Here is a 25250-nt window from a genome sequence, read left to right on the forward strand (position 1 = left end):
GCCGGCGCAGCCCCGGCCACTGTCCGATGCTGCGCCGGGTCCGACGGTCACGCCGGTTTCTTGAACATGCGAGTCGCCGTGATCTCGCTGTGCACCGCTTCTCCGGCCTGGGGTTGCTGGGGCAGACCGGGCCGCAGGTGCTCCTCCACACTGATGTACTTCAGGCCCGCCCTGAGGTCGGCGTCGTTGCGCAGGCGGATCACCAGCGGGAACTCGGCGAGCGCGGTCGTGTCGAACAGGCCCGTGGTGTACAGCAGCTGCACGCCCAGCGCGTCCGACACGGCCCGCTGGAGTTCCAGCAGGTACGTCGCGTTGGCGCGGCCGATCGGGTTGTCCAGGAACAGCGTGCCGGCGTGCCGGTGCTTCTCGCGGCCCCGGTCGTTCGAGCGCAGGGCGGCCATCGTGCAGTACAACGCGATGGCGGCGGTGAGCAACTGACCGCCCGAGAACACGTCGCCCATCTGTCCGACGGGGACGCGCTCCGCGCGCAGCACGGCATCGGGCTTGAGGATCTCGACGGCCACACCCTTGGGCTGAAGGGCTGCCGCGACGCCCCGCAGCAACAGGGACATGCCGTCGCGGCGCAGGTCGGAGTTCTTCTTCACGGCCGCGCGGGTGGCCTCGTCGATGACCTCGCCGAGGCGTTCGGTGAGCGTGGCCTGGTCGGGTTCCTCGAAGCGGATACGCAGGAACTCCTGGCCGGACCACTCACCGAGCCCCTCGGGCAGCCGGGAGAGCCGCTGGGCGGAGCGCAGTGTGGCGAGGGCGGACTCGACCAGCCCGCGCAGCCGGTCCACGATCGAGTCGCGGTTGCGCTCCAGCTGCGCCAGCTCGTCCGTCAGGACGCGCAATCGGGGCGCGAAGGCATCGGCCCACCTCTGGGCGTGCTCGGGGAGCGCGGCGGCCGGCAGCTCGCGGATCTGCTGCCGGGCGGGGGTGCGGACCTGCTCGTAGCGCGTGGAGTTGGCGTGCCGGACGAGGACGTCGCCGGCCTCACGCACGGCCGCCTCGGCGGCGGACAGGTCGGCGGCGCAGCCGCGCAGCGAGCGGCGGGCCTCGGCGGCGGAGTGCCGAGCCTCCTCCAGGCTGCCGGGATACGGCTCCGGCTTCTCCTGCTCCTCTTCCGGGGTGTGTTCGCGCAGCAGGTCGCGGAGCATGGCGGCGATCTCGTCGAAGCCGCCGACGGCGTCCTCGGCGGCCCGGTGCGCGTCCAGCAGTTCCGCGTGCGCCTCGCGGGCCTCGGCCAGCGCCTCGGCGCGGGCGGCGAGTTCGGTCGTGGCGGTGCGCAGCAGGGCCTGGGCATGCTCGGCGTCGCGCGGGACGAGTTTCTCGGGCAGTTCGGTGTGGGCCTCGCCGTCCTCGGGGGCGTGCCGCTCTGCCTCGCCGCGCAGCCGGCCGAGCTGCTCGCTCGCGGTGGACATCCGGGTCTCCAGGAGCTGCACCAGCTCCTCCGCCCGCGCGGCGGCGGCCTGCCGCGAGGGTCCGTCGGAACCGTCGGGCGACTGGAGCAGCTGCTCGGCACGGGTGCGGACCTTGTTGCTGAGCCGGTCCAGTTCGGCCCGGGCGGCGCTCTCGTCGCTCTCCGCGCGGGCCTGCTCGGCGCGCAGGTCCGCGCCGACGCCGACCTTCTCGTACACCTGGGAGGCGGCCCGGTAGGCCTCCCGGAGGGCGGGCAGGGACACCTTGGGAGCGTCCGTGTCCTCGACCGGTACGTCGTCGGGGGCGCCGGCGATCTCGGAGCGTTCGGCACGCAGGGCGCGCGCGGTGCGGCGGGCGTCGTCGGCAGCGCGCTGGGCGGCGCGCCGGTCCTCGTCGGCGGCACGGGCGCGTTCCAGGCACGCCTGCGCGCGAGCCTCGGACTCGGCGGCCTCGTCGGCGAGTTCGCGCAGCTTCACCTGCCAGCCGGCCCGCTCTCGAAGGCGGAAGGCGAGACCGGCCAGGGCGTCGGCGGCCCGGCGGGCCTTCTGCGCGGCCTCCTGCCGCTCGTCGCGCACCTGTACGGCCTCGGCGGCGGTCTCGTCGGCCTCCCCGCGCGCGGTGCGTGCCTCGGCCAGTTCCGCCTCCGCCTCCTCGGCGAACGCGCGGGCCTCCTGAGCGGCCTCTGCGAGTTCGGTGAGGCGTCCGGCGGGGCAGCCGGTGCGCCAGGACGCGAGCCGGGCAGCCAGCTCGCGGTCCTTGCCGAGCCGGGCGGCCAGGGTGCGGATCTCCTCGTCGCGCCCGGTGGCCCGCGCGCGCAGCGCGTGCCGCTCCTCGTCGGCGGCGTGCTCGTCGTGCATGGCCGGGTTGGGCGGCACGAGGAAGACGTCACCGGAGGCGGCGTCGGTGGCGGGGGGCGGGGCGAGCAGGGCGGCGGCCGTGCCGACGGCCACGGCGGAGCGGGGCAGCAGGGCTGCGTCGCCGAGGGTCTCGCGGGCACGCGCGTGCGTGTCCGGGTCGGTGATGATCACGCCGTCGACCAGTTCCGGCCGGGCGGCGAGCACGCGCGCGTGGTCGGCGGGGTCGACGGACTGCGCGAGGTAGCGCCAGCCCGGCAGCGCGGGGATGCCGTGCTCGCCGAGGAACTCCACCGTGGCCAGCACGTCCGGGCCGGGCGGCAGCAGCCCGCCGTCGCCGAGCGCGCCCAGGATTCGGGCGTCGTCGGCGGCGGCGGTGCGCAGGTCGAAGAGGTGCCGTTCGGCGGTGGCCACGGCGGCGTCGAGGAGTTCGCGCAGCTCGTCGGCGAACCGGTCGAGTTCCTCGGGCAGAAGTGAGCCCTCGGCTCCGGTCTCCGGGACGGGTGCCGTGCGCGTGTCGTCGTCCGCGTCCGTGCGCGGGCCCGGCACACGTACCCGGCTCGGCGCGCCCGGCAGGCTCAACAGTCCCGCGAGCCGCTCCTCGGCGGCCAGGGACTCGGCGAGGCGCCGCTCGGCCTCGTGGGCACGCTCGGCCGCCGTCGCGGCGTCCGCCGCGCGGGCCGCGGTCAGCTCCGCGCGGGACTCGGCGGTGGCCGCCTCACGCGCGTGCTCGGTGACCTTGCGGGCGGCCTCGCGGGCCGCGTCCCAGGCGGCCACGGCGGTCTTCTCCGCATCGCTGGCGGCGAGCGCGGCCCGGGCCGGATCGGCGTCCGGGGCGCTGTCGTCGAGCCAGCCCGCCCGGACCGCCTCGGCGGTCTCCTGCTCGACCTCGGTCAGGCGCTGGCGCAGATGCCCGGCCTCGCTGCGGGCGCGCTGCGCCTCGGTCGCGGCGGTGGTGGAGTCGCGGTAGGCGCAGTCCCCGACCTCCTGGAGGGCGGCGGAGCGCTCCTCCTCCTCGTTGGCGAGGGCCTCGGCGCCCTCGGCGGCCGCGTGCAGGGCTCGTACGAGGTCCACGGCGGCCTTGGCTCGGGCGGCGAGCGCGGGCGCGGCATCCCGCTCGGCCTCCTGGATGGCGGCGGACACGCGCGCGACGCGGTCGGAGGCGGCGCGGTGCCGCAGCACGGCCTCGGCGGCCTGCCAGGCGGAGTGCAGGGTGCGGGCGTCGGCCAGCTCGCGTTTCTGCGCGGCGGCGGACTTCTCGGCGGCGGCGAGCGCCAGGGAGGCGTGCCGGTAGGCGAGTTCGGCGGCGATCAGGGCGCTGCGTTCCCGGGCGCCCTCGGAGTGCGTGACGGAGTAGGCGGCGGCCGTGACGCGCTGGGCGAGGTCGGCGGCGCGTACCCGCTCCTGCACCGCCCGGGCGGACAGCCGCCGGGCGAGGCTTCGGGTACGGCGCTCGGCGCCGGCGTGGACGTCACGCGCGCGTGAACGCGCCTCGGCGGCCTCGACGATCCGCCCGAGCAGGTCGACCGACCCGGCGGTGAAGTCGCGTTCGGCGATCAGCTCGGCGCGCCGGCCGAGCTTGTTGCCGAAACCGCTGACGAGGTCGGCGAGGCCGTCGGTGTCCCGGGTGTCGGTGACCGCGCGCAGCAGCAGGTCGGTGAAGTCGGAGTCCTTCTTGACCGCGAAGAGGCCTGCCGCCTCGCCCTCGTCGGCGTTCATCTCCCGCTGGTAGCGGAAGAGTTCGGGGTCGAGGCCGAGGTCGCCGAGGTGCTCGATCCAGCGGTCGTGGGTCTCCTCCCAGTGCACCTCCAGATGCGGGTAGGCCTTGCCGGCCTCCATGAGGGCGTCGCGGAAACCCTTCATGGTGCGGCGTCGGCCCTGGGCACCCGAGCTGCCCTCGACAGGTGGCCGTACGGCCGTGGACTCGGCGACCGGCAGGTTGTCCAGGCTCAGGCCGGGGCCGGGCCGGAACGAGTACCAGGCCTCGGCGAACTTGCGTGGGTCGTTGGACACTTGGCGTCCGCGCCACTCGCTCGCCTTACCGACGACGACGCACTCGCCGGTCTGCACATGCTGCCACTCCAGGGCCACGTGTCCGCAGTCGTCGGCGAGCAGGAACTTGCGCAGCACGCCGGAGCTGGCGCCGCCGAGGGTGTTGCGGTGGCCCGGCAGCATCACCGAGAAGATCAGCTTGAGCAGCACGGACTTGCCGCCGCCGTTCTCCAGGAACAGCACGCCCGCGGGCGCGGGGCGGCGCGGCGGGCCGGATGGCTCCTCCTCGAAGAACTCCGCCTGCGTGGGCGCCGGGTCGGGCACGGGCTCACCCACGCCCCGCAGGTCAAGCACGGTGTCGGCATAGCGCGCACCGGCGGGCCCGATGGAGTAGAGGCGGACCCGGGACAGCTCGTACATGGCGGACTCTCGTCGTAAGTCTTCGTAAGTGTTCGGAAAAACGCGGTGGTCGAGGAGCGTCAGGAGTGGAAGGGCAGCCCGGCGTCGGCCACCAGTTCCAGGTCCTCGGTGGCCTCGGCGGGCAGCAGGCTGGCCGTGCCGTCGGTCACCGGGACGACGCCCAGCTCGAGCAGTTCCGCCATCGCCGCGCTGCCGGCCATGTCGCGGACCTGGAGCTGGTAGCGGGCCGCGGTGCGGTACGTGCCGCCGCCGTCGTCGCCGGTGCGCTGCAGGAAACCCGAATCGGTCAGGAAGGCCAGGGCCTTGGCGACGATGCCGGTGGTGGAGGCGGCCGGCCGGCGGGCGTCCTTGGTGGCTCCGGTGGCGCTGCGTCTGGCCCAGATCCGCCAGGCGGCCTCCAGACCGGGCGCGTCGGTCGCCGGGTCGGTGTTCTCGCCCTGTTCCTCGGCCCGCTCCTCCAGACGTCGGCAGGCCTGCCGTACGAAGGCGTCGACGCCGTTGACCGTGACGCGGCCGATGTAGGAGTCGTCGGCCAGGTCTTCCGGGCGCGGGAACGCCAGCGCGGCGGCGGCGAGATGGGCGAGCCCGTGCAGGAAGCGGTCGCCGGAGTCGGCGGTGGCGCGACGCGCGTAGTCGCCCATACGGACGGCGAACACCGAGTCCTCGGCGGCGGTCACGGCCATCCCCGCTCGCGGGGACACTTCCAGCACGACCAGGCCCAGGCCGGCGGCCACGGCGTCGGCGAGCCGCGCGAACGCCGGATCCTCGCGGTGGCGGCGCAGCAGCTCGGTGTACTCCTGGTCGCGCGCGGGCTGCAGTCTGGGCTGCAGCCCGAAGGCGACGAGCCGCGCCGCGTCGGCGGCGTCGGCGGGGGTGACGACGGAACCGGCCGGCGCGGCGGCGGGCTCGGGCTCACTCCGGTCGACGTGCTCGGTCACGGCTTCGGCTCCTTGTCGCGTTCTTGCTTGCTCATGCTGCTTCCGTCCGGTCCGCGGCCATCCCCGCGGCGTCCAGCAGCGCGGTCCCCACGATCAGGTCCGCGCCGCCGAACTCGGGATCGTCCAGCTCGGTGCCGTCGTCCACGGCGAACAGCAGCTTCTCCTCGCCCTGGCGGTAGGCCGTGCCGACGGCGGGGCTGGCCGCGTGGACGGACAACAGGGCCACCAGATAGGCCAGATCGGGATCCCCGGTCCGCCGGGCCTCGGCCAGCAGCCCCGACAGCCTCCGCGGTGCGTCGGCCGGAAGGTCCAGCAGCTCCATGGCGGTGGCCAGCTGCTCCTCGCTGAACCGGCTGTCGTCCGGCGTGGCGATCAGGTCGGGCTCGGGCATCTCCGCGCCCAGGTGTTCCCGTTCGACGGGCGGCGTCAGCAGTATGTCGACCAGGTCCACCACGCGCACGGAGACCGGTGTGCGCAGCCCGGTGCCCTGGGTGAAGAAGGCGTCGGTGACCCGGATCGCCTGCTCCAGGGGCAGTGGCAGGACGGGGGCGAGGAGATGGCCGTACAGGTCCGTCCCGGACGTCGTCGTGGGCGTGGCGAAGGCCTGCCGGTCCTGCTCGGCGCGGAACAGCGGGCCCGCCTCCAGCAGGCGCGACTGGAGCTGGGTGTGGCGCCGGATGCAGTCCTTGACGATGTCGACCAGCTCGGCGGCCCGGCGCTTGTGCTCGGGCTCCTCCGTCTCGTCGCGGGCCTTGCGGATGTTGGTGAGGATCGCGTTCTCGTGGCGGTAGCGGTCGGCGACGTGGTCCAGTGCCTCGGTGATCATGTCGGGCACGGCGTTCAGCCAGTCGACCGCGCGGACGTTGCGCCGCGTGGCCTCCAGGGCGCGGCGCAGGGTCTCGGAGTACTGCACCGTGCGGTAGCGGGCCTGTTCGGCGGCGAGCTGGGCGTCGGCGAGGCGGCCCCTGCTGATCAGCACCTCGAGCTTGACCTCGGCGGCGATCTGGGCGCTGGTGACGTCGGTGTCCAGGGCGCCGACCAGGACGTTGACCGCCTCGTCCGTGGTGCGCAGATAGACCGTGCCGCCGGGTCCGGGGACCTCTTCGATCAGCTTGAAGTCGTAGTCGCGGCGGACGTAGGTGCCGTCCGGTGCGAAGGTGCCGTAGACCGCGCGGAAGCCGCGGTCCACGCTGCCGACGTTGATCAGGTTCTCCAGGACCCAGCGGGCCACGCGCTCGTGCTCGGCGGTGGGCCGGTGCGGGGCCTGGGCCGCGATGCGCGGGACGAGCCGGGCCACGATCTGCTCGTGGTCGGCGCCGGTGTCGAAGTCCATGTTGAGCGTGACGAGGTCGATGGCGGCCAGGGCCACCTCGGCCATGCCGTAGACCGAGTACTCACCGGCCAGGTTGGCCTTGCGCGCGTCGAGGTCGTGCAGCGGCGCGGTGCAGGCGAGCGCGCGCAGCCGCCGCGCCAGCCCCTCGTCGGCGGCCGGACCCGGAGCCGGGCGCGGCCCCGCGCTGAACTGGGGCGGAACACCGTCCGTCGATGCAGGCAAAGTCACGGTGCACAGACTAGGTCCTCGGTCTGACATCAACCCAAACGACGCAGAAGCGACGGGCGTCACAGTGGCTCAAGCGGGCCCGGCGCTCTCCTCACCGACCCTGCGCCGGTAGACCTCCACCACCCGCTCCAGCGAGTCGGCGAGGTAGGTCTCCAGCAGCTCTTCCGCCGCGCGCCGGTCACCGGCCTGGAGCGTCTCGAGGATCTGGCGGTTGCGGGCGAGGTACGGCTCGTGCAGCCGGCGCGGGTCGTCCACGACGTGGAAGGCGAGCCGCAGTTCGGCGAAGACGCTGCGCATCAGTTCGTCGGTGCGTTCGCTGCCGGCAAGGGCGACCAGTTCCCGGTGGAAGTGGATGTTGGCCGTGCCCAGCGCCTTCCAGTCGCTGCCTGCGGTGGCCTTCTCTCCCTCGGCGACCGCCACGGCGAGCCCGTCCAGCGGGTACGGCGGCTCGCCGAGCCCGCGCACGACGGCGCACTCGACCAGGGTGCGTGCGCGGTAGATGTCCTCGACGTCCTCGACGGTCAGTACCCGGACGAACACGCCCCGGTTCAGCTCGTGCACCAGCAGACGTTCGTGCGTGAGCAGCCGGAAGGCCTCGCGCAGGGTGTTGCGGGAGACCCCGAGCGCCCCGCCGATGCCGTCCTCCGACAGCCGGGTGCCGGGCGGGAAGTACCCGTCGGCGATACGGCTGCGGAGGATGTCCGAGACCCGCTCCGCCGTGCTCGTACGCCCCAGGAGCGCCCGGTCTCCGGCCAGTCCCGCCAGCTGCTCTGCCATGCCGGGAATTCAATCGCAGACAACCGGAACGAGACAACACGGGTATTGCCGGATCGTTGAACGATCCACTACCCGACACCGTTGGCCACCACCTCCGCCTCCTCGCGGTGGGCAGCTCCCTCGGGCGCCGCGGTGCGCTGCGTGACGGTGACGGTTCGGCGCAGCTGCGTCCCGGTGCCCTCGACGGCGCCCTCCGACAGCGCGGCCAGGGCCGCGGACACCGCCGCAGATGCGCTCAGGTCGAGGCGGGAGCTGGTCCCCCGGGCCCGGTGGCGCAGTTCGTCGGCGGCGAGGCGCAGCAGCTGGGGCAGCAGGTCCTTGCACCGCCGGACCACCCAGCCGGTGCCCGCCGTGGCCAGCCACAGCAGGCTCGCCGTACGGGTCGGTGCGGGGAACTCCGGATCGGGCGAAGGAGGTTGGCCGGTCGCCCGGCCCGCCTCGGTGAGCAGGGCGTGGAAGCGGACGGCGAACTGCCGGTGCCCGCGCTCGCCGGGGTGCAGCCGGTCCGCGCTCCACAGGGACCGGTCGGTGATCCAGGCACCCTCCGCCGCGTGCAGATGGACGGCTCCGTACCGCTCGGACAGCGCGTGGACGACGGTGTTGACGGCCCGCTGCCGGCGGGCCAGCGGGCGGGCGAGGGCGGTCGGCAGACCCAATATCGCGCCGGGGTCGGGCAGGCAGGCGGTGAGCACGGTGGCGCCCTGCCGGGCGAGGGCGGCGTAGACCTCGTCCAGGCGGGCGGCCACCGCGCGGATGTCGAAGGTGTGGCGCAGGGTGTCGTTGACGCCGATGACCACGGACACCACGTCCGGGCGCAGTTCGAGGGCGGCCGGGGCCTGCCGCTCGAGCACGTCCTGGGTCTGCGCCCCGCTGACGGAGAGGTTGGTGAACTCCACCTCCTCGGCGAGCGAGGGCGCCAGCAGCGCTGCCCAGCCCCGCCATCCGGTCGCGACGGGGTCGCCCACGCCCTGGGTCAGCGAGTCACCGAGGGCGACGAAACGCACGCGTCTCATGCCACGCCCTCCCGGACGGTACCGGGCCGGGGCACAGTCACCGGGGCGTCGTGCGCGGCGAGGAACGCCTCCACCGCCGTACCCCAGCCGAAGCACTCCGCACGCGCGCGTGCGGCCTCGCGGCGCTCGGGCTCGCCCCGGTCCAGGAGGTGTTCCACGGCGTCGGCGAAGGCCTCGCCGCGGTCGGCCGCGGTCGCGCCCGCGGACCCGATCACCTCGGGCAGCGCGGAGGATGCACTGGCCACGACGGGCGTGCCGCACGCCATGGCCTCCAGGGCGGCGAGCCCGAACGTTTCGGCGGGCCCCGGGGCGAGGGCGACGTCGGCGGACGCCTGGAGCGCCCCGAGCAGGGCCCGGTCGGCGACGTGCCCCAGGAACGTCACCGGCAGCCCCCGCTCGCTCGCGCGCAGCTCCAGCCGGGCCTTGAGCGGTCCGTCCCCGGCGACGACGAGCACCGCCCGCCGGCCGCGCCGCACCAGCGCCTCCAGGGCGTCCAGGGCGGTGCCGGGCCGCTTCTCGACGGACAGCCGCGAGCACATGACGAGCAGCGCCTCGTCACCGCGCACGTGGCGGGCTCGCAGGCCGGGGTCGCGCAGCGCGGGGTGGCGCTCCATCAGGTCGACGCCCAGAGGGGCGCGTACGACGTTGCGCGCACCGATGCGTACGAACTCGCGCTCGGCGAATTCCGTCGTGCACACCACCCGCGAGTAGACGTGCGCGGTGCGGGTGTTGAGCGCGTCGGCGGCCTTGCGGGAGAGGTTCTCGGACAGGCCCCAGGTGCGCAGCACGCCGTCGGCGGTCTCGTGCGAGACCATCACGGCGGGCACGCGCGCGCGGCGGGCCCAGCGGCCGGTCCAGCGCAGGGTCGTCCGGTCGGAGACCTCCAGCCGGTCCGGGCCCAGCTCCTCCAGGAGCGCGGCGACGCGCCGCTTGTCGGTGAGCACGCGATATCCGCCCGTGCCGGGCAGCAGCGGGCCGGGCAGGGTGATGACCCGGCCCTGCTCGGTGTCCTGGTCGGTGTGCCGCTCACCGGGCACGATCAGCACGGACTCATGGCCGGCCGCCTGGAAGCCCTTGCCCAGTTCCCGCAGGGCGGTGCGCAGACCGCCGGAGGCGGGGGCGACGAAGTTGGCGAGCCGGACGATGCGCAGGGACGAGCCGGTCATGCCGCCACCGCCGTCCGGCGGGCCGCGAGGACGTCGCCGTAGTGACCGATCAGCTGGTCGCCGACGGCGGCCCAGGTGCGGCCCTCGACCATCGTGCGGGCGGCGAGGCCGTACGCGGCCCGGCGTTCGGGGTCGGCGGCCAGGCTGCGTACGGCCTGCGTGACGGCCGCGGCATCGCGCGGCGGGACGAGCAGTCCGGTGCGCTCGTGGGCGACCAGGTCCAGCGGACCGCCGGCGGCGGGCGCGACGACCGGGACGCCGCTGGCCATGGCCTCCTGGACGGTCTGGCAGAACGTCTCGAAGGGGCCGGTGTGCGCGAACACGTCCAGCGAGGCGAATATCCGGGCGAGGTCGCCGCCGGTGCGGCGGCCGAGGAAGACGGCGCCGGGCAGCGCCTCGGTGAGGTGGGCGTGGCTCGGCCCGTCACCGACGACCACGACCTTGACGCCCTCCAGTGCGCAGACGCCGGCGAGCAGTTCGACGTGCTTCTCGGGGGCGAGCCGGCCGACGTAGCCGACGAGCAGCTCGCCGTTCGGGGCGAGTTCGCGGCGCAGTGCCGCGTCCCGGTGTTCTGGCCGGAAACGTATGGTGTCCACCCCGCGCGGCCAGAGCCGGACCCGGGGCACACCATGGGCCTCGAGGTCGGTGAGGGCGGCGCTGGAGGGAGCCAGGGTGCGGTCGGCGGCGGCGTGCACGGAGCGGATCCGCCGCCAGGCCGCCGCCTCTCCGGCGCCCATGTACGTACGCGCGTACCCGGCGAGATCGGTCTGGTAGACGGCGACGGCGGGGATGCCGAGCCGGGCGGCGGCGGCCATGCCGCGGACGCCGAGGACGAAGGGGCTGGCGAGATGAACCAGGTCAGCGCGGTGATCGAGAAGGGCCGCGGCGAGGCGTCGGCTGGGGAGGGCGACGCGGACCTGGGGGTAGCCGGGAAGGGGGAGCGAGGGGACACGGACCACCGGGCACGGAGCGTCCGCGTCCGGTGCGCTGCCGGGTGCTGGGGCCGGCGCGACGACGAGCGGGGAGTGACCGCGATCTACGAGGTGCCGGGCGGTCTGAAGCGCGCAGTGAGCCACGCCGTTCACATCGGGGGGAAAGGATTCGGTCACGATGACGACACGCATACGGGTGTTGTCGCCGCGCTGAACGTGGCCGCGTCAACGTCGATCTTTCCGCTCGGGGAACGTCCCATGAGCGTTGGGCTGCACACCCGAGCGGGTCAGACGGCCGTCATGGCCACCTGACCCACGGGTCACCCGATGTTCACACAGCGGGCGGTCGTCCGCCTGAGCCGTGGCTGTGCACAGGGGGTCAGTCGGCGGCGGCGTCGGGGCCGAAGCGGCTGCGCACCGCCGTCTGCACCTCGGCCTCCTCGGCCGGATCGGCGGCCAGGCGGCGCAGGCGCTCCACGACCCGGGCGTCGCCCGTCTCGGCGTGCCGGGCGGCGACTTCGCGGGTGGTCTCCTCGCAGTCCCACAGGCATTCGACGGCGAAGCCGGTGGCGAACGAGGGGTCGGTGGCGGCCAGGGCACGAGCGGCGCTGCCGCGCAGGTGGGAGGAGGCCGTCTCGCGGTAGATGTGCCGCAGGACGGGGGCCGCGCAGGCGATGCCGAGGCGTCCGGCGCCGTCGACAAGGGTCCACAGGGTGGCCGCGTCGGGGCCCTCTCCGCGCACGGTCTCGCGCAGGGCGTCGAGGACCAGGTCCTTGTCGCGCGCCCCGCCGCGGCAGGCGAGCATGCGGCCGGCGGCGGCACCGAGCGCGTCGGGGCGCTGGGCCCAGCGGCGGGCCCGGTCGACGGCGGCGACACTGCGCATCCGTTCGAAGGCGTCGACGGCCGCCTCCACGACGACCGATGTGCCGTCGGCGACCGCGGCCTCGATCAGGTCCAGGGTGTCGGGATCGTTGCTGTCGGCGAGATAGCGCAGTGCGGTACAGCGGGCGCCGTCCATGCCGGCGCGGGCGGCCTGGAGGATCTCCGGGCGGTCCTCGGGGCCGGCCACGGCGACCAGACAGCGGGCCGCCGGCACATGGAGGGCGGCGCCACGGTCCATGCCCTGCTGGGCCCACTCGAAAACGGCGCGCACACTCCATCCGGGCCGGGGACCGGTGGGCTGCATCTGCCGCTGCCAGCGGTCGAAACAGCCGGCCTCCTGAGCGGCACGCACGCGCGTGGCAATCGATTCGCGCGCATCCTCCGCCCACAGTCGCCAGGGCCGGGGCTCGAAGGCGTCCCGCACGGCGGCGGCCAGCTCGGCATCGCCCTCGGCATCGGCGGCGAAACGGGCCAGCACGGGGGCGGCGAGGGCGCGCAGGCCCGCGTCGTCGTCCCGCAGGGCCAGCTCGTCCAGGGCCCAGGCCCAGTTGGAGCCCGTGGCGGCGTACCTGCGCAGCAGTTCGAGCGCGTCCAGCCTGCCGTAGGCGGCGAGGTGGCCGAGCACGGCGAGCGCGAGGCCGGTGCGGGACTCGTCGGTGTCGAGAACGTCCTCGGGGCCGAAGAGGTGGGCCGCGATCGTGTCCAGCTCACCGTGCAGGTCGAGGTACAGGCGCGCGTAGTAGAGCGAGCGGTTCTCCACCTGCCAGTCCTCGCGGGGGTCGCGCAGCACGCACTGGTTCAGCGCCGCAAGCGCTTCCGCACGCGGGGCGGTGAGCGCGTGCAGCGTGCCATCGCCGCGGCCCCGCTGCAGCAGGCCGAGCAGCGTACCGCTCGGCGCTATGAACGGATCGAACATGGGAAACAGCCTCACATCAAGCGTCGACGCAACCGGGGAACACGTACTACCTGGCCGCGTGACACAACGTCGGAGCGCCCGCCGTCTCTTGCTTGCTGTAGACCATTTCTCTCTGCCTCTCGTCGGTGGCCCATGCGGACCGCATCACGGCCCACGCGGTGCGGCAACACCTGCCCAGCCATCGTGTCCGTGAATCACGTCGTCATGATGACCCGCGGTGTGTGCTGCCGCGACCGTATTTCCGGCGGCCCCGTACCGCCTCCCCCGTTATTCGTGTCGTACCTGGTCAGGACATGTGCATCAGTGCGCGCCGAACAGTTCCAGGAGATCCGTCTTGCCGAACATCCGGGCGGTGTCGACCGCCGAGGGCGTTCCGGCGGCGGGATCGGCCCCACCCTCCAGGAGCGCCTTGATGACCTCGGTCTCGCCCTTGAAGACAGCACCCGCGAGCGGGGTCTGGCCTCGGTCGTTGACCCGGTCCGCCGCCGCGCCGCGGGCGAGCAGCGCACGCACCGAGTCTGCGTGGCCGTGGTAGGCGGCGAGCATCACCAGGGAGTCACCGCGGTCGTTGGTGAGGTTGGCCGGAACGCCTGCGTCGACGTATGCCACGAGCGCCTCGGTCTGCCCCTTCCGGGCCAGATCGAAGATCTTGGTCGCCAGCTCCACGACCTCTGGGTCGGGGGCTTCGCTCATCGGCCGGACCGCCTCTCCTGGAAACTTGGGGACTGCACGGAGCGTACGGCAGCGAGCGGAACACAGCCGTACGAGTGAATCGCCAGCGTACTGGCTCGCGCGGCACATGACCCGATGTGCCCGAGGTAAAGATCACCCACAGCGTGCGCCGGCGCCATCGGCCCTTGTCAGCCTGGCCCGAACCGCTACGCCAGCCGGGCGAAATAAGTCGGATTTCACCCGTTTGCACCTTTTATCGTATGGATACATCCTGTGATCCTGGAAGAACTCATGGTGACTGTCCCCCCTCGACACCAGGAGGTCTCAAATGATCCTCTCCATGTCCGGCGTCATGATTCTCGGCGTCATCGTCTTCCTGTTCTTCCGCAAGGACGGGCTCAAGGGCACACACGCCACGGTGACGGCCCTGTTCGGCTTCTACCTCGCCAGCACCGGCATCGCCCCGAGCATCAAGGCCGGCGGCGAGAGCCTGGCGAGCCTCCTCGGCGGGATCAAGTTCTGACCCGGCCCGCCCCGCCCGCACGCACCGTCAGGAGACAGCAGTGGCCCGGCGCCCTCTCCCCCGCATTCTGAGCAAAGACAGCGCCCAGATCGCCCGGACGCAGATCGCCCGGAGCCGGGAGCTGGCGCGGACGGCGGCCGACAGTGCCACGGACGTCCTCCACCCGCTGATCACCGTCACGCGCGGGCTGCGCCGGCTGGCCTCGGCCGGGCGGCGCAAGTGGGAGGACACGCCCAAGGACAAGCGCGGGCCACTGCTCTTCCTGGTGGCCTCCCTGGTCCTGGCCGTGGCACTGCTGCCGTACGGCCCGCTGCTCGCCGTCATGAGCCTGATGGCGGCGGCGGCCTGGCACGGCCGTGACCGCACCGAACCGACGCCCGAGGGACCGGACGAGTCGCAGGTCGAACGGCTCCGGACCCTCTATGAGGCCCTGGTGCCGTACTTCTCCAGCCCCGAGGACCCGGCGCCGCTGTACGCGCACGGCGGGGAGTGGGAAAAGGCCTTCGCAACGCACGAATTCGACGACGACGGACGCGTCGGCCATCTCCTGATCCGCTACCCCGCCTACTTCCCCGACGGCGAGCCCGAGGCCCGCGCGCGGATCGAGCAGCTGCTCACCGCGAAGGCCGGACGGGGCCGCGAGTACCGCTTCGCATGGGACGAGGAGGGCAACCGGCTCACCGTCACCGTCCTCGCCCCGCTGCCCACCGACATCGCCGCCCAGCACTTCGTCACCACGCCCGGCGAGACCGTGCTCGGCTTCACCGACCCGAGCGAGGTGCAGCGCACGCTCCCCCTCGCCTACGGCGAGGAGCAGATCGACGTCCCGCCGGTCGTCTGGCGTACCGGTGTGCGCTCCACCGAGCCGCACCTGCTGGCCATGGGACATCCCGGCAGCGGCGCGTCGACCCTGCTGCGCTCCGTGGCCCTGCAGGCCCTGCGGCACGGCGACGTCCTCATCGTCGACGGCGGCGGCACCGGCGAGTACGCGTGCCTGACCGGCCGGGACGGCGTACTGGCCGTGGAGTGCGCCCTGCCCGGCGCCCTGGCGAGCCTGGAATGGGTCGCACAGGAGACCGAACGGCGGCTCATCGCCATCAACATGGCCCGGCAGGCGGGCGACCCGCCCCCTGCGGACACCCGGCGTGCGCTGTGGATCCTGCTGGACCGCCCGGCGGTCTTCGCCCACCTCGCCGCTTCCGACGGCCGCAAGGATCCGCAGGAACTCCTCCAGGTTCCGCTGCGGCACGGCCGTGCGGCGAACGTGACCGTCGTCGTGGCCGAGCAGTTCGACGGCGCGGAGGCACTGAGCGACCCGGTACGGCAGCACACGCGCGCGCGGGTCGTGCTCGGCTCCGCGACGCCCCGGCAGGTGGAGGCGGTGCTGGGCGCTCCGCCGCACACGACACCACTGGGACACATGCCGCCGGGACGCGGGTACGCACGGCTGGGCTCCGGCCCGGTGCTGAGGCTCCAGGTACCGCGGACGCCCGACCCGTACGACGACGCCACGAGCGACGCCGACCGGGCAGCGGTGCTGGACCTGCTGCCCCCACGGGCCGGTGCCGCGCAGGCAGAGCCGACGGGCCTGGCCGAGCCGACGGTGACCGCGGAGGCCGTGGGGGTGGAGAGCGGGTGAGGGACCCCGTGTTCAGCGTCCCGCCGGGGCGCGGGGAACCGCATGGTCGGCCCGCCACGCGCCGCGCGGACGCCGGCTCACGGCGCTCCGGTCCGGCAGGCGTCAGGCCACGAACGTCCGCGGCGCCTCCGCCGTCCCCGTAGCGCCCGTCTCCACCAGCCGAGCCGCGGCGGCCAACCGGATCGCCGCCTCCTGCGCCACCGCTCCCCCGACGGTGAACGGCAGTCGCAGATAGCCCTCGAACGCGCCGTCCACACCGAAGCGCGGCCCGGACGGGACACGGACGCCGGTCCGTTCGCCCGCTTCGGCGAGCCGGGATCCGGACAGACCGCCGGCCCGCACCCACAGGGTCAGCCCGCCCTGCGGCACCTCGAACTCCCAGGTGGGCAGCTCGCGGCGGAGCGCCGCCACCAGCGCATCCCGGTTCTCCCGGGCCTGGGCGCGCCGCAGCTCCACCGCCTGCGCCCAACCTCCCGTACTGAAGAGCCAGTTGACGGCCAGCTGTTCCAGCACCGGCGTACCGAGATCGGCATAGGCCCGCGCGGCGACCAGGCTTCGGATCACGTCCGGCGCCGCACGCACCCAGCCGATGCGCATGCCGGCCCAGAACGCCTTGCTGGCCGAGCCGACCGTGATCACCGTGGAGCCGGCCGGGTCGAACCCGCACACGGGGCGCGGCATGCCCGCCGCGCTGATGTCGTCGTCCAGCCACAGCTCGGACATCGTCTCGTCGGCGACGAGCACCGTGCCGGCCGAGCGCGCCGCGTCCACCAGCCGGCGCCGCTGGTCCTCGTCGGCGAGCGCGCCGGTGGGGTTGTGGAAGTCGGCGACCACGTAGGCGATGCGCGGCGCGGCCTCCCGCAGGACCTGGCGCCAGCGGTCCAGGTCCCAGCCGGTGAGTCCCTCGGCCATCGCCACGGGGACCAGCCGGGCACCCGCCTCGCGCATCAGCTGGAGGATGTTGGCGTAGGACGGGGACTCGACGGCGATGCGCTCACCGCGGCCGGCGAAGAGGTGGCAGATCGCGTCGATGGCGCCCATCGCGCCGGTCGTGACCATGATCTGCTCGGGCATGGTGGGGATCCCGCGCGCGGTGTAGCGCTCGGCGATCATGGCGCGCAGGGCGGGCAGCCCGGCCGGGTAGTCGCCGTGTGTGTGGGCGTACGGCGGCAGTTCCTCCAGGGCGCCCTGCACGGCACGGGTGAGCCAGGGCTCCGGGGCCGGGAGCGAGGCGCAGCCCAGGTCGATCACCGATCCCAGCGCCTCCGGGGGCAGGGGCTCGAGGCCACGGGCCGGAATCGGGTTCCCGGCCGGTACCGAGGTCCAGCTGCCGGCGCCGCGCCGGGACTCCAGGAAACCTTCGCCGCGCAGGGCCTCGTACGCGGCCGCGACGGTGGTGCGACTCACGGACAGGGCGAGGGCCAGTTCGCGTTCCGCGGGGAGGCGGGCGGCGACCGGCACGCGCCCTTCGAGCACCAGCAGCCGGATGCCGTCGGCCAGGGCACGGTAGGCCGGAGGCCGGCGGGTGCCGGGCCCGGCCGGGCGCTCCTGCTGGGAGGTGAGCAGCCGCGCGAGCTGTGCGGCACCCATCGCAGAGGTCCACTGTGCCATGTAGATCAGTCCACCTTCCCCGAATTGGCCATGGATGGCTCTTCATCCCAAGCCACAGAGTGACATGTGTCAGGCCACCGCCACCACCCAGGGGGGTATCTCATGTCCACTCCGGACCGTCTCGGACGACGGTTGTTCCAGCTGTACGCCGGGCTGGCGCTCTACGGCGCGAGTTCCGCGCTGCTCGTGCGGGCGGGCCTCGGCCTCGAGCCCTGGAACGTGCTGCACCAGGGGCTCTCGGAGCTGACCGGGCTGAGCATGGGCGTCGTGCTGACCATCGTGGGAGCAGCGGTGCTGCTGCTGTGGATCCCGCTGCGCCAGCGCCCGGGTCTCGGCACGGTCTCCAACGTGCTCGTCATCGGTTTCACCATGGACGCCACGCTCGGACCGGTCCCGGACGCACACTCGTTCTCCGTCGGCGTGCCGATGATGCTCGCGGGGATCGTGCTGAACGGTGCGGCCACCGGTCTGTACATCTCCGCGCGCTTCGGCGCCGGGCCCCGCGACGGCCTGATGACCGGGCTGCACCGGCTCACCGGCCGCTCGATCCGGCTGATCCGGACGTCGATCGAGGTGGCCGTGGTGGTCACCGGGTTCCTGCTGGGCGGCACCATCGGGGTGGGCACCGTGCTGTACGCGGTGTCGATCGGCCCGCTGGCCCAGTTCTTCCTGCGGATGTTCGACGTCCCTGTGGCATCGACCCGAAGCACGGTCGTTGCCGAAGCGACACCGCAGGGGGTGATACTGCGTCCGTGAGCCTCACGACACCGCCCAAGCGCCACCCCTACCTCGACCACCCGGGCCCCATAGCCTTCGCCCACCGGGGCGGGGCGGCCGACGGCATCGAGAACACCGTGGCGCAGTTCCGGCGCGCCGTCGAGATGGGCTACCGGTACATCGAGACCGATGTGCACGCCACGGCGGACAGCCGGCTCGTCGCCTTCCACGACTCGACCCTGGACCGGGTCACCGACGGCGCGGGCCGGATCGCGGACCTGCCGTGGGAGGACGTCCGGCACGCACGGGTGGGCGGCCGTGAACCGGTGCCGCTGTTCGAGGAGTTGCTGGAGACCTTCCCCGAGGTCCGCTGGAACGTCGACGTCAAGGCGGAGCCCGCCCTGCGGCCCCTGCTGGACCTGATCGAGCGCACGGACGCCTGGGACCGGGTCTGCGTGGGCTCCTTCTCCGAGGCGCGCGTGCTGCGTGCCCAGCGGCTGGCCGGTCCGCGCCTGGCCACCTCGTTCGGCACACGGGGGGTGCTCAGCCTCCGGCTGCGCTCCTGGGGCCTGCCGGCCGCCGTACGCCGCTCCGCCGTCGCGGCCCAGGTGCCCGAGGCCCAGTCGGGCGTGCCGGTGGTCGACGAGCGTTTCGTGCGCGCCGCCCACGCGCTCGGGCTGCAGGTGCACGTGTGGACGATCAACGAGCCGGAGCGCATGCACCGGCTCCTGGACCTAGGTGTCGATGGCATCATGACCGATCACATCGACACGTTGCGCAAGGTCATGGAGGACCGCGGCGTCTGGGTCTGACCGGCCCCGCGGCGGCCCGAGCCTTCGCAGTTGAACGGGGAAAGCGAGGGCACGGGTGGAAACCGACACCGTGCGCACACCGGCGGCGGGCGAGAGCGCCGACCTCAGGCGCGAGCAGCACGGCTGGTACGTCTACGACTGGGCCTGCTCGGTCTACTCGACCAGCGTCCTGACGGTCTTCCTGGGGCCGTACCTCACCTCGGTCGCCGAGCGCGCCGCGGACCCGGGCGGCTATGTGCATCCGCTGGGCGTCCCGGTCAGGGCGGGCTCCTTCTTCGCCTACTCGGTGTCGCTCTCGGTGATCCTGGCCGTCGTGCTGATGCCGCTCGTGGGCAGCGCGGCCGACCGTACGGGGCGCAAGAAGCCGCTGCTCGCGGTGGCCGCGTACACCGGGGCCGCGGCGACCACGGGCATGTTCTTCCTCGACGGCGACCGGTACCTGCTCGGCGGGGTGCTCCTGATCGTGGCCAACGCGGCGCAGTCCGTCGGGATGATGCTCTACAACTCCTACCTGCCGCAGATCGCCCCGCCCGAGGAGCGCGACGCGATCTCCTCACGGGGGTGGGCCTTCGGCTACGCGGCGGGCTCCTCGGTCCTCGTCGGCAACCTGGTGCTGTACTCGGCGCACGGATCCTTCGGCCTGTCCCAGACAGAGGCCGTGCGGATCTGTCTGGCCGCGGCGGGCCTGTGGTGGGGCGCCTTCACGCTCGTACCCCTGCGCAGGCTGCGCGACCGGCACACGCGCGTGGAGCGCGCGACGGCACCCGGGCTGCGCCAGCTCGCCGCGACGGTCCGGGACATGCGCCGGCATCCGCTGACGCTGGCGTTCCTGCTGGCGTACCTGATCTACAACGACGGCATCCAGACGGTGATCTCCCAGGCCTCGGTCTACGGCTCCCAGGAGCTGGGGCTCGGGCAGTCGACACTCATCGTGGCGGTCCTGCTGGTGCAGGTGCTGGCCGTGGCCGGGGCACTGGCGATGGGCCGGCTGGCACGGACGTACGGCGCGCAGCGGACGATCCTGGGCTCGCTGGTGGCCTGGACGGTCACGCTGGCCGCCGGTTACTTCCTGCCCGCGAAGGCACCCGTGTTCTTCTTCGTGCTGGCCGGCGGGATCGGCCTGGTCCTCGGCGGCAGCCAGGCGCTGTCCCGGTCGCTGTTCTCCCATCTGGTGCCGCCGGGCAAGGAGGCCGAGTACTTCTCGGCGTACGAGCTGAGCGACCGCGGGATGAGCTGGCTCGGGCCGCTGCTGTTCGGTGTGACCTACCAGCTGACCGGGAGCTATCGCTCCGCGATCATCTCGCTGGTGGCCTTCTTCGTCATCGGCTTTGTCCTGCTCGCCCGGGTTCCGGTGCGCCGGGCGATCGCCGAGGCGGGCAACCCCGTCCCCAAGTCGATCTAACGCGGATTTAGCGCTCAAGGCGAAAGGGCGGTAGTGTACGCGTTTGGCCTGCCAGGCGTACCGTTACTGCGCGTCAAAGATGCCGAAACGCTGGGTGACATCTGCTAGCAGATGTGACAAACCGGGCGCTGGTGGGTACAACAAGGGGCGGCTACGACGGCGACGCATGACCCGGAACGGGACCCGGAACGGGAATCTTTACCGCCGACCGGACGTTGACCGGATGACGACGACAGCGACACCTGTCCTGTGGGCGACAAGCCCGGGAGGCACGATTCATGAGTGAGCGAGCTCTTCGCGGTACGCGCCTCGTGGTGACCAGCTACGAGACGGACCGCGGTATCGACCTGGCCCCGCGCCAGGCCGTGGAGTACGCATGTGAGAAGGGGCACCGTTTCGAGATGCCCTTCTCGGTCGAGGCGGAGATCCCGCCGGAGTGGGAGTGCAAGGTCTGCGGGGCCCAGGCACTCCTCGTCGACGGCGACGGCCCTGAGGAGAAGAAGGCCAAGCCCGCGCGTACCCACTGGGACATGCTGATGGAGCGGCGCACCCGTGAGGAACTCGAAGAGGTCCTCGAGGAGCGCCTGGCGGTTCTGCGCTCGGGGGCGATGAACATCGCGATTCACCCTCGGGACAGCCGCAAGTCCGCATAGCGCTGCATACGAGTACACCGCGGGCGCCGTACGTGAATCTCACGTACGGCGCCCGCGGTTTTCATGTCGTACGGGACGCGCTCAGCGCGTCAGCGGCGGCCACTGCTCCCCCGGCTCCGGCCGGGCGTCCTCGCGGATGACCTCGCCCTGCACCACCTTGCCGTCGGGGCGGCGGATGCGGGCCTGCTGGAAGGCGTCGCCCAGACTGCCCGGGCCCGCCGCGCGCAGGCGCTTGTCCAGGGCGTTCTCGGCGTACCGGCTCACGGACTTCTGGACCGGCGGGAGCAGCAGGAGCAGACCTGCCACGTCGGAGACCAGGCCGGGGATCATCAGCAGCAGGCCGCCCAGCATCATCAGGCCGTTGCCACCACCCCGCTCCGGGGAACCGCCCCGCTGCAGGGCCTCATTGAGGCTCTGGAACGCGCGGCGGCCCGCCCGCTTGATGACCACGGAACCCGCGACGAAACCCGCGACGAGCAGCAGGAACACCGTGAGGCCGCCGGCCGCGCCCGCGACCAGGGTCAGCAGCCAGATCTCCAGCACCAGCCACGCGGCGACCCCCAGCGGCAGATACCTGCGCAGCCGGGAGCGCCGGGGCGGGGTGGTGTACGGAGAGGTCGGAGCACCAGTCGTCATGCTCCCAGTGTGCCTGGCCCCGGCTCAGCACGGGATAAGGGGGCTGAACCCCAGCCGTGCGGCGGGCGTCAGGCCCGCTTGCCCTTGCCCTTGAGCTTGGCGACGCGCTCCTCGGCGCCCCAGGCGGTGACCCGCCACAGCGCCTCGACGAGGATGTTCTTGCTCATCTTGGAGTCACCGAGTTCGCGCTCGACGAACGTGATCGGGACCTCGACCACGTGGAAGCCGGCCTTGACCGCGCGGCGGGCCAGGTCGACCTGGAAGCAGTAGCCCTGCGAGGCGACGGCGTCCAGGCCCAGGCCCTGCAGCGTCTCGCGCCGGAAGGCCCGGTAGCCGCCGGTGATGTCGCGCAGCGGAAGGTCGAGCGCGAGGCGGGAGTAGAGGCTGCCACCGCGGGAGATGAACTCGCGGGACTTGGGCCAGTTCACCACCCGGCCGCCGGGCACCCAGCGGGAGCCGAGCACCAGGTCGGCGCTCTTGAGGGCGGTGAGCAGCCGGGGCAGCTCCTCGGGCTGGTGGGAGCCGTCGGCGTCCATCTCGACCAGGACGCCGTAGTCGCGCTCCAGACCCCAGCGGAAGCCCGCGAGATAGGCGGCGCCGAGGCCTTCCTTGCCCTTGCGGTGCATGACCTGGACGTGTCCGTCCTCGGCAGCCAGTTCGTCGGCAAGCTTGCCGGTGCCGTCGGGGCTGTTGTCGTCCGCGATCAGCACATGCGCCTCGGGGACGGCCTTGCGTACCCGGCCGACGATCGTCTTGATGTTCTCCGCCTCGTTGTAGGTCGGAATGATCACCAAAGCCGTGCCGAGCGGACCGAACTGCCTTCCCTGGGATTTGGCGTCCAGGGTCCCGTCGCCGTCGTTCACTACTGCCCCTTCTGATCGTACGCAGGGGTCCACCATAGTGGCCGCGGCCCGACCGGGCGCACCGGCCTCGTTCGTATGGTGGTGTCGATTCCACAAGAGTGGGGTAAGGACGTGTTTTTCGGCACCTTGATGGCGCGTGTCCGATAGTTTTCCGCCACTGCGGATGGGGGCCCGGCGCCCTTCGGGCCGACCTGGGACCCGCTGGCTGCGGATCGACCGAAAGCCGTTGTCTACTGAGCGCCCGGGCCCCACCCGGGTCACACCTTGCCGACCGGCCGGAACGTTCCCTCGTCGGCGCGGACGCTGAGCCTGGCTCCCAGCGACGGTGCCCCGGTGCGGCACACCGTCCCTGACCCAGCGGCGCTGCGACGAGTGGCGTGAACGCTCCCCGGTCGGGCGTCCGGTGGTGGACTCGGACGAACCTACCGGCCCCCGGCCGCCGACTGTCAATAGCCCTCTGGCCTGCTAAGACGGCCCGTACGGCGGATTCCGCGGAGAGGATGTGCAGGTCGGGCGGCGCGGCGGCGGGCGCCCGGTGTCCGCCGCGCCACCCCCGTAGATCACTCGCCCGGCCGTACGAACACCGTCCGCCCGCCCACCACCGTGCGCGTGCAGACCGGCAGGTCGCGGCCCGGGGTGAGGTCGGGCAGTCCGGGGGTGCCGGAGCGCGGGTCGGTGGACCAGCGGGCCACCCGGTCGTCGGGGGCCTGGACGACCAGCTCGTCGGTGCGCCAGACGGCGTAGTCGGCGGGGGCACCCGGCACGAGGACCCCCGCGTCGTCCCGCCCCACGGCGCGCCAGCCGCCGCGTGTGTGCGCCGTGAACGCGGCGCGCACGGAGACCCGGTGCTCGGGCGTTTGGTGGAAGGCGGCGGCGCGCACGGTGCCCCACGGGTCGAGCGGGGTGACCGGGCTGTCGGAGCCGAAGGCGAGCGGCACACCGGCCCGCAGCAGGGCCGCGAAGGGATTGAGGGTGCGGGCCCGCCCTGCGCCCAGCCGCCGGGCGTACATACCGTCCTCGCCGCCCCACAGCGCGTCGAAGGCGGGCTGCACAGAGGCGATCAGGCCCAGTTCGGCGAAGCCGGCGACGGTTTCCGGGGTGAGCATCTCGGCGTGTTCGACACGGTGCCGGGCGGCACGGACGCGAGCGAGGCCGAGCTTGTCGGCGGCGGCGCGCACGCCCTCCACGACGGCCGTCACCGCGGCGTCGCCGATGGCGTGGAAGCCGGCCTGCAGACCCGCTTCGGTGCAGGCGACGACATGGGCGGCGACGGCCTCGGCGTCCAGGTAGGCGGTGCCGGTGTGGTCGGCGTCGACGTACGGCTCGTGCAGACAGGCGGTGTGCGAGCCGAGGGCGCCGTCGGCGAAGAGGTCGCCTGCCGCCCCCACGGCACCCAGTTCCCGGGCCCTGGCCACGCCTTCATCGCCCTGCTCGGCCCAGTAGCCGACGACCCGCGGGCCCGGCAGCTCGGCGGCGAGCCGGAGCAGGCCGGTGAAGTCGTCCTCGGAGGAGATCTGCGGGCCGCCGCACTCGTGCACCGAGCCGATGCCGAGGGAGGCCGCGTGCGCGAGGGTCGTGTGCTGGGCCTCGGCGCGCTGCGCCGGGGTGATCGCGGCGAGCGCGGCCTGGCGTACGACGTGGTGGTCGTCGCGGGTGAGCGGGGCGTCCGTGCGCGGGACGGCGCCGGGGACCAGATCCAGCAGGGCAGTGGTGACGACCGCCGAATGGACGTCGATGCGGGAGAGGTACAGCGGGCGTCCGCCGGTGGCCTCGTCCAGTTCGGCGCGCGTCGGCGGGCGGCCGCCGGGCCAGCGGGCGGCGTCCCAGCCGTGCCCCAGCAGGACGCGGTCGTGCGGGCGGCCGGCCGCGAACTCGCGGACCAGGACGAGAGCCGCTTCCAGCGAGGGCGCCGAGGAGAGGTCGAGGCCGGTCAGGGCGAGGCCGGTGGCGGTGGTGTGCACATGGGCGTCGGTGAACGCCGGGGTCACGAGAGCGCCGTCGAGGTCGACCACCTCGTCCACGCCGTCGGCGAAGGCGTCGGCCGCACCCTCGGAGCCGACCCAGGCGACTTGGCCCGCCTCGACGACCATCGCGGTCGCGAAGGGGTCCGCGGGGCTGTGCACCTCACCGCGGCGCAGGAGGACGGTCTTGGGGGGCTCGGCGGTGCGCTCACTCATGACCGACAGTTTCTCTCGCCGCGGGGGCGGAGTTGCACGTGGGGCCGTCGGCCGCCCGGGCTAGATCTTCGGCGGCCGTGCCTCGTACGGCGTCGACAGGACGACCGTCGTCCGGGTCGACACCCCGGCCAGGCTGCGCAACCTGGCCAGCAGTTCCTCCAGTTCGTGCGGGGTGGCCACACGGACCTTGAGGATGTAGTTCTCGTCGCCGGCGACGCTGTGGCAGGCCTCGATCTCGGGGACGTCCGCGAGGCGGTCCGCGATGTCGTCGGGGGCGCTGGGGTCGAACGGTTTCACCGAGATGAAGGCGGTCAACGGCAGCCCGACGGCCTCGGGGTCGACCACCGCGGCATAGCCGCGGATGACGCCACGCTGCTCCAGCCGGCGCACCCGCTGGTGCACGGCCGACGTGGACAGGCCCGTGGCCTTGCCCAGGTCTGTGTAGCTCATCCGCCCGTCCTTGACGAGCAGCTGCACGATCTGTCGGTCCAGCTCCTCCATGGCGCCAAAACCTACAGTGCGCTTGATCCCCTGGGATAGCCGAGAGCGCAGGTCATGGCCGGTTCGATACAAAAAGCACCGCGAACCGCCCCCCGAGCGCACCTGCATGCGGCATGTGACGAATGCCACACACCTCGAACGGGCTCCGTGATGTTCTCGTGATTACCCCCGAGG

Annotated in this window: 21 protein-coding genes; 7 read left to right on the top strand and 14 right to left on the bottom strand. The window is 73.1% G+C overall.

Annotated features, from left to right (window positions below; translation table 11 throughout):
• Positions 1 to 47: 47 nt before the first annotated feature.
• The 7 genes from GQF42_RS09575 to GQF42_RS09605 form a co-directional block, all read right to left on the bottom strand.
• Positions 48 to 4685 (bottom strand): hypothetical protein, encoded by a 4638-nt coding sequence (locus GQF42_RS09575; protein WP_158919214.1) that lies wholly within the window; start codon positions 4683 to 4685, stop codon positions 48 to 50.
• 59 nt (positions 4686 to 4744) lie between these two features.
• Positions 4745 to 5623, bottom strand: coding sequence for a hypothetical protein (locus tag GQF42_RS09580; protein WP_158919215.1), 879 nt, complete (start codon positions 5621 to 5623; stop codon positions 4745 to 4747).
• Between the two features lie 31 nt (positions 5624 to 5654).
• Positions 5655 to 7184 carry a hypothetical protein gene (locus GQF42_RS09585; RefSeq protein WP_158919216.1) on the bottom strand — a complete coding sequence of 510 codons (1530 nt, stop codon included), beginning with the start codon at positions 7182 to 7184 and terminating at the stop codon, positions 5655 to 5657.
• 69 nt (positions 7185 to 7253) lie between these two features.
• The gene (locus GQF42_RS09590; RefSeq protein ID WP_158919217.1) at positions 7254 to 7961 is read right to left on the bottom strand and encodes a GntR family transcriptional regulator; all 708 of its coding nucleotides are present in this window, start codon (positions 7959 to 7961) and stop codon (positions 7254 to 7256) included.
• A gap of 68 nt (positions 7962 to 8029) precedes the next feature.
• Positions 8030 to 8974 carry an SGNH/GDSL hydrolase family protein gene (locus GQF42_RS09595; protein WP_158919218.1) on the bottom strand — a complete coding sequence of 315 codons (945 nt, stop codon included), beginning with the start codon at positions 8972 to 8974 and terminating at the stop codon, positions 8030 to 8032.
• Positions 8971 to 10140, bottom strand: a complete 1170-nt coding sequence (locus GQF42_RS09600) for a glycosyltransferase (protein ID WP_158919219.1) — start codon at positions 10138 to 10140, stop codon at positions 8971 to 8973. The genes GQF42_RS09595 and GQF42_RS09600 overlap by 4 nt, the downstream gene beginning before the upstream one ends.
• On the bottom strand, positions 10137 to 11264 hold the full coding sequence (locus tag GQF42_RS09605) for a glycosyltransferase family 4 protein (RefSeq protein ID WP_158919220.1): 1128 nt from the start codon (positions 11262 to 11264) through the stop codon (positions 10137 to 10139). Before GQF42_RS09605 ends, GQF42_RS09600 begins: the two co-directional genes overlap by 4 nt.
• Between GQF42_RS09605 and GQF42_RS44880 the strand changes: the two genes are divergently transcribed.
• The gene (locus tag GQF42_RS44880; RefSeq protein WP_199273172.1) at positions 11166 to 11384 is read left to right on the top strand and encodes a hypothetical protein; all 219 of its coding nucleotides are present in this window, start codon (positions 11166 to 11168) and stop codon (positions 11382 to 11384) included. The genes GQF42_RS09605 and GQF42_RS44880 overlap by 99 nt on opposite strands.
• A 67-nt stretch (positions 11385 to 11451) precedes the next feature.
• On the opposite strand, the gene GQF42_RS09610 is transcribed toward GQF42_RS44880, so the two are convergent.
• The gene (locus GQF42_RS09610; protein WP_158919221.1) at positions 11452 to 12870 is read right to left on the bottom strand and encodes a HEAT repeat domain-containing protein; all 1419 of its coding nucleotides are present in this window, start codon (positions 12868 to 12870) and stop codon (positions 11452 to 11454) included.
• A gap of 300 nt (positions 12871 to 13170) precedes the next feature.
• Positions 13171 to 13563 carry an ankyrin repeat domain-containing protein gene (locus tag GQF42_RS09615; RefSeq protein ID WP_158919222.1) on the bottom strand — a complete coding sequence of 131 codons (393 nt, stop codon included), beginning with the start codon at positions 13561 to 13563 and terminating at the stop codon, positions 13171 to 13173.
• A 307-nt stretch (positions 13564 to 13870) separates the two neighbouring features.
• Here GQF42_RS09615 and GQF42_RS09625 point away from each other — a divergent pair, with 307 nt between their 5' ends.
• Together GQF42_RS09625 and GQF42_RS09630 are read left to right on the top strand one after the other, a co-directional pair.
• Positions 13871 to 14065: a hypothetical protein gene (locus tag GQF42_RS09625; RefSeq protein WP_053661702.1), complete on the top strand. Its 195-nt coding sequence runs from the start codon at positions 13871 to 13873 to the stop codon at positions 14063 to 14065.
• Between the two features lie 40 nt (positions 14066 to 14105).
• Positions 14106 to 15704, top strand: coding sequence for a hypothetical protein (locus tag GQF42_RS09630; protein ID WP_158919224.1), 1599 nt, complete (start codon positions 14106 to 14108; stop codon positions 15702 to 15704).
• A 102-nt stretch (positions 15705 to 15806) separates the two neighbouring features.
• Here the strand turns inward: GQF42_RS09630 and GQF42_RS09635 are convergent, their stop codons facing one another.
• Entirely contained in the window at positions 15807 to 17315 is a 1509-nt protein-coding gene (locus GQF42_RS09635) for an SCO1417 family PLP biosynthesis transcription factor (RefSeq protein WP_158919225.1), read from the bottom strand.
• A 102-nt stretch (positions 17316 to 17417) separates the two neighbouring features.
• On the opposite strand from GQF42_RS09635, the gene yczE reads away from it, so the two are divergent.
• The 4 genes from yczE (at position 17418) to GQF42_RS09655 (ending at position 20899) form a co-directional block, all read left to right on the top strand.
• The gene (gene yczE, locus GQF42_RS09640) at positions 17418 to 18071 is read left to right on the top strand and encodes a membrane protein YczE (RefSeq protein ID WP_158919226.1); all 654 of its coding nucleotides are present in this window, start codon (positions 17418 to 17420) and stop codon (positions 18069 to 18071) included.
• A complete protein-coding gene (locus GQF42_RS09645) occupies positions 18068 to 18844 on the top strand; it encodes a glycerophosphodiester phosphodiesterase (RefSeq protein ID WP_158919227.1) in 777 nt (258 codons plus the stop codon). The genes yczE and GQF42_RS09645 overlap by 4 nt, the downstream gene beginning before the upstream one ends.
• A gap of 55 nt (positions 18845 to 18899) precedes the next feature.
• Positions 18900 to 20246 carry an MFS transporter gene (locus GQF42_RS09650; protein WP_158919228.1) on the top strand — a complete coding sequence of 449 codons (1347 nt, stop codon included), beginning with the start codon at positions 18900 to 18902 and terminating at the stop codon, positions 20244 to 20246.
• Positions 20247 to 20524: 278 nt separating this feature from the next.
• On the top strand, positions 20525 to 20899 hold the full coding sequence (locus tag GQF42_RS09655) for an RNA polymerase-binding protein RbpA (protein ID WP_010046329.1): 375 nt from the start codon (positions 20525 to 20527) through the stop codon (positions 20897 to 20899).
• A gap of 81 nt (positions 20900 to 20980) precedes the next feature.
• On the opposite strand, the gene fxsA is transcribed toward GQF42_RS09655, so the two are convergent.
• From fxsA to GQF42_RS09675, 4 genes are all read right to left on the bottom strand, one after another.
• A complete protein-coding gene (fxsA, locus tag GQF42_RS09660) occupies positions 20981 to 21535 on the bottom strand; it encodes an FxsA family membrane protein (protein ID WP_158919229.1) in 555 nt (184 codons plus the stop codon).
• A 68-nt stretch (positions 21536 to 21603) separates the two neighbouring features.
• Positions 21604 to 22398 carry a polyprenol monophosphomannose synthase gene (locus GQF42_RS09665; RefSeq protein ID WP_158919230.1) on the bottom strand — a complete coding sequence of 265 codons (795 nt, stop codon included), beginning with the start codon at positions 22396 to 22398 and terminating at the stop codon, positions 21604 to 21606.
• 560 nt (positions 22399 to 22958) lie between these two features.
• Positions 22959 to 24575 carry an amidohydrolase gene (locus GQF42_RS09670; protein ID WP_158919231.1) on the bottom strand — a complete coding sequence of 539 codons (1617 nt, stop codon included), beginning with the start codon at positions 24573 to 24575 and terminating at the stop codon, positions 22959 to 22961.
• A 60-nt stretch (positions 24576 to 24635) separates the two neighbouring features.
• The gene (locus GQF42_RS09675) at positions 24636 to 25076 is read right to left on the bottom strand and encodes an Lrp/AsnC family transcriptional regulator (protein ID WP_158919232.1); all 441 of its coding nucleotides are present in this window, start codon (positions 25074 to 25076) and stop codon (positions 24636 to 24638) included.
• Positions 25077 to 25250 lie beyond the last annotated feature (174 nt).

This window comes from Streptomyces broussonetiae, assembly GCF_009796285.1.
In the GTDB taxonomy this organism is placed as follows: domain Bacteria; phylum Actinomycetota; class Actinomycetes; order Streptomycetales; family Streptomycetaceae; genus Streptomyces; species Streptomyces broussonetiae.

Bases quoted from the DNA above. Each gene is read 5' to 3' on its own strand.
- fxsA (WP_158919229.1), bottom strand. From the start codon at position 21,535: ATGACGACTGGTGCTCCGACCTCTCCGTACACCACCCCGCCCCGGCGC.
- yczE (WP_158919226.1), top strand. From the start codon at position 17,418: ATGTCCACTCCGGACCGTCTCGGACGACGGTTGTTCCAGCTGTACGCC.
- GQF42_RS09600 (WP_158919219.1), bottom strand. From the start codon at position 10,140: ATGACCGGCTCGTCCCTGCGCATCGTCCGGCTCGCCAACTTCGTCGCC.
- GQF42_RS09595 (WP_158919218.1), bottom strand. From the start codon at position 8,974: ATGAGACGCGTGCGTTTCGTCGCCCTCGGTGACTCGCTGACCCAGGGC.
- GQF42_RS09575 (WP_158919214.1), bottom strand. From the start codon at position 4,685: ATGTACGAGCTGTCCCGGGTCCGCCTCTACTCCATCGGGCCCGCCGGT.
- GQF42_RS09675 (WP_158919232.1), bottom strand. From the start codon at position 25,076: ATGGAGGAGCTGGACCGACAGATCGTGCAGCTGCTCGTCAAGGACGGG.
- GQF42_RS09655 (WP_010046329.1), top strand. From the start codon at position 20,525: ATGAGTGAGCGAGCTCTTCGCGGTACGCGCCTCGTGGTGACCAGCTAC.
- GQF42_RS09605 (WP_158919220.1), bottom strand. From the start codon at position 11,264: ATGCGTGTCGTCATCGTGACCGAATCCTTTCCCCCCGATGTGAACGGC.
- GQF42_RS09610 (WP_158919221.1), bottom strand. From the start codon at position 12,870: ATGTTCGATCCGTTCATAGCGCCGAGCGGTACGCTGCTCGGCCTGCTG.
- GQF42_RS09625 (WP_053661702.1), top strand. From the start codon at position 13,871: ATGATCCTCTCCATGTCCGGCGTCATGATTCTCGGCGTCATCGTCTTC.
- GQF42_RS09635 (WP_158919225.1), bottom strand. From the start codon at position 17,315: ATGGCACAGTGGACCTCTGCGATGGGTGCCGCACAGCTCGCGCGGCTG.
- GQF42_RS09670 (WP_158919231.1), bottom strand. From the start codon at position 24,575: ATGAGTGAGCGCACCGCCGAGCCCCCCAAGACCGTCCTCCTGCGCCGC.
- GQF42_RS09590 (WP_158919217.1), bottom strand. From the start codon at position 7,961: ATGGCAGAGCAGCTGGCGGGACTGGCCGGAGACCGGGCGCTCCTGGGG.
- GQF42_RS09615 (WP_158919222.1), bottom strand. From the start codon at position 13,563: ATGAGCGAAGCCCCCGACCCAGAGGTCGTGGAGCTGGCGACCAAGATC.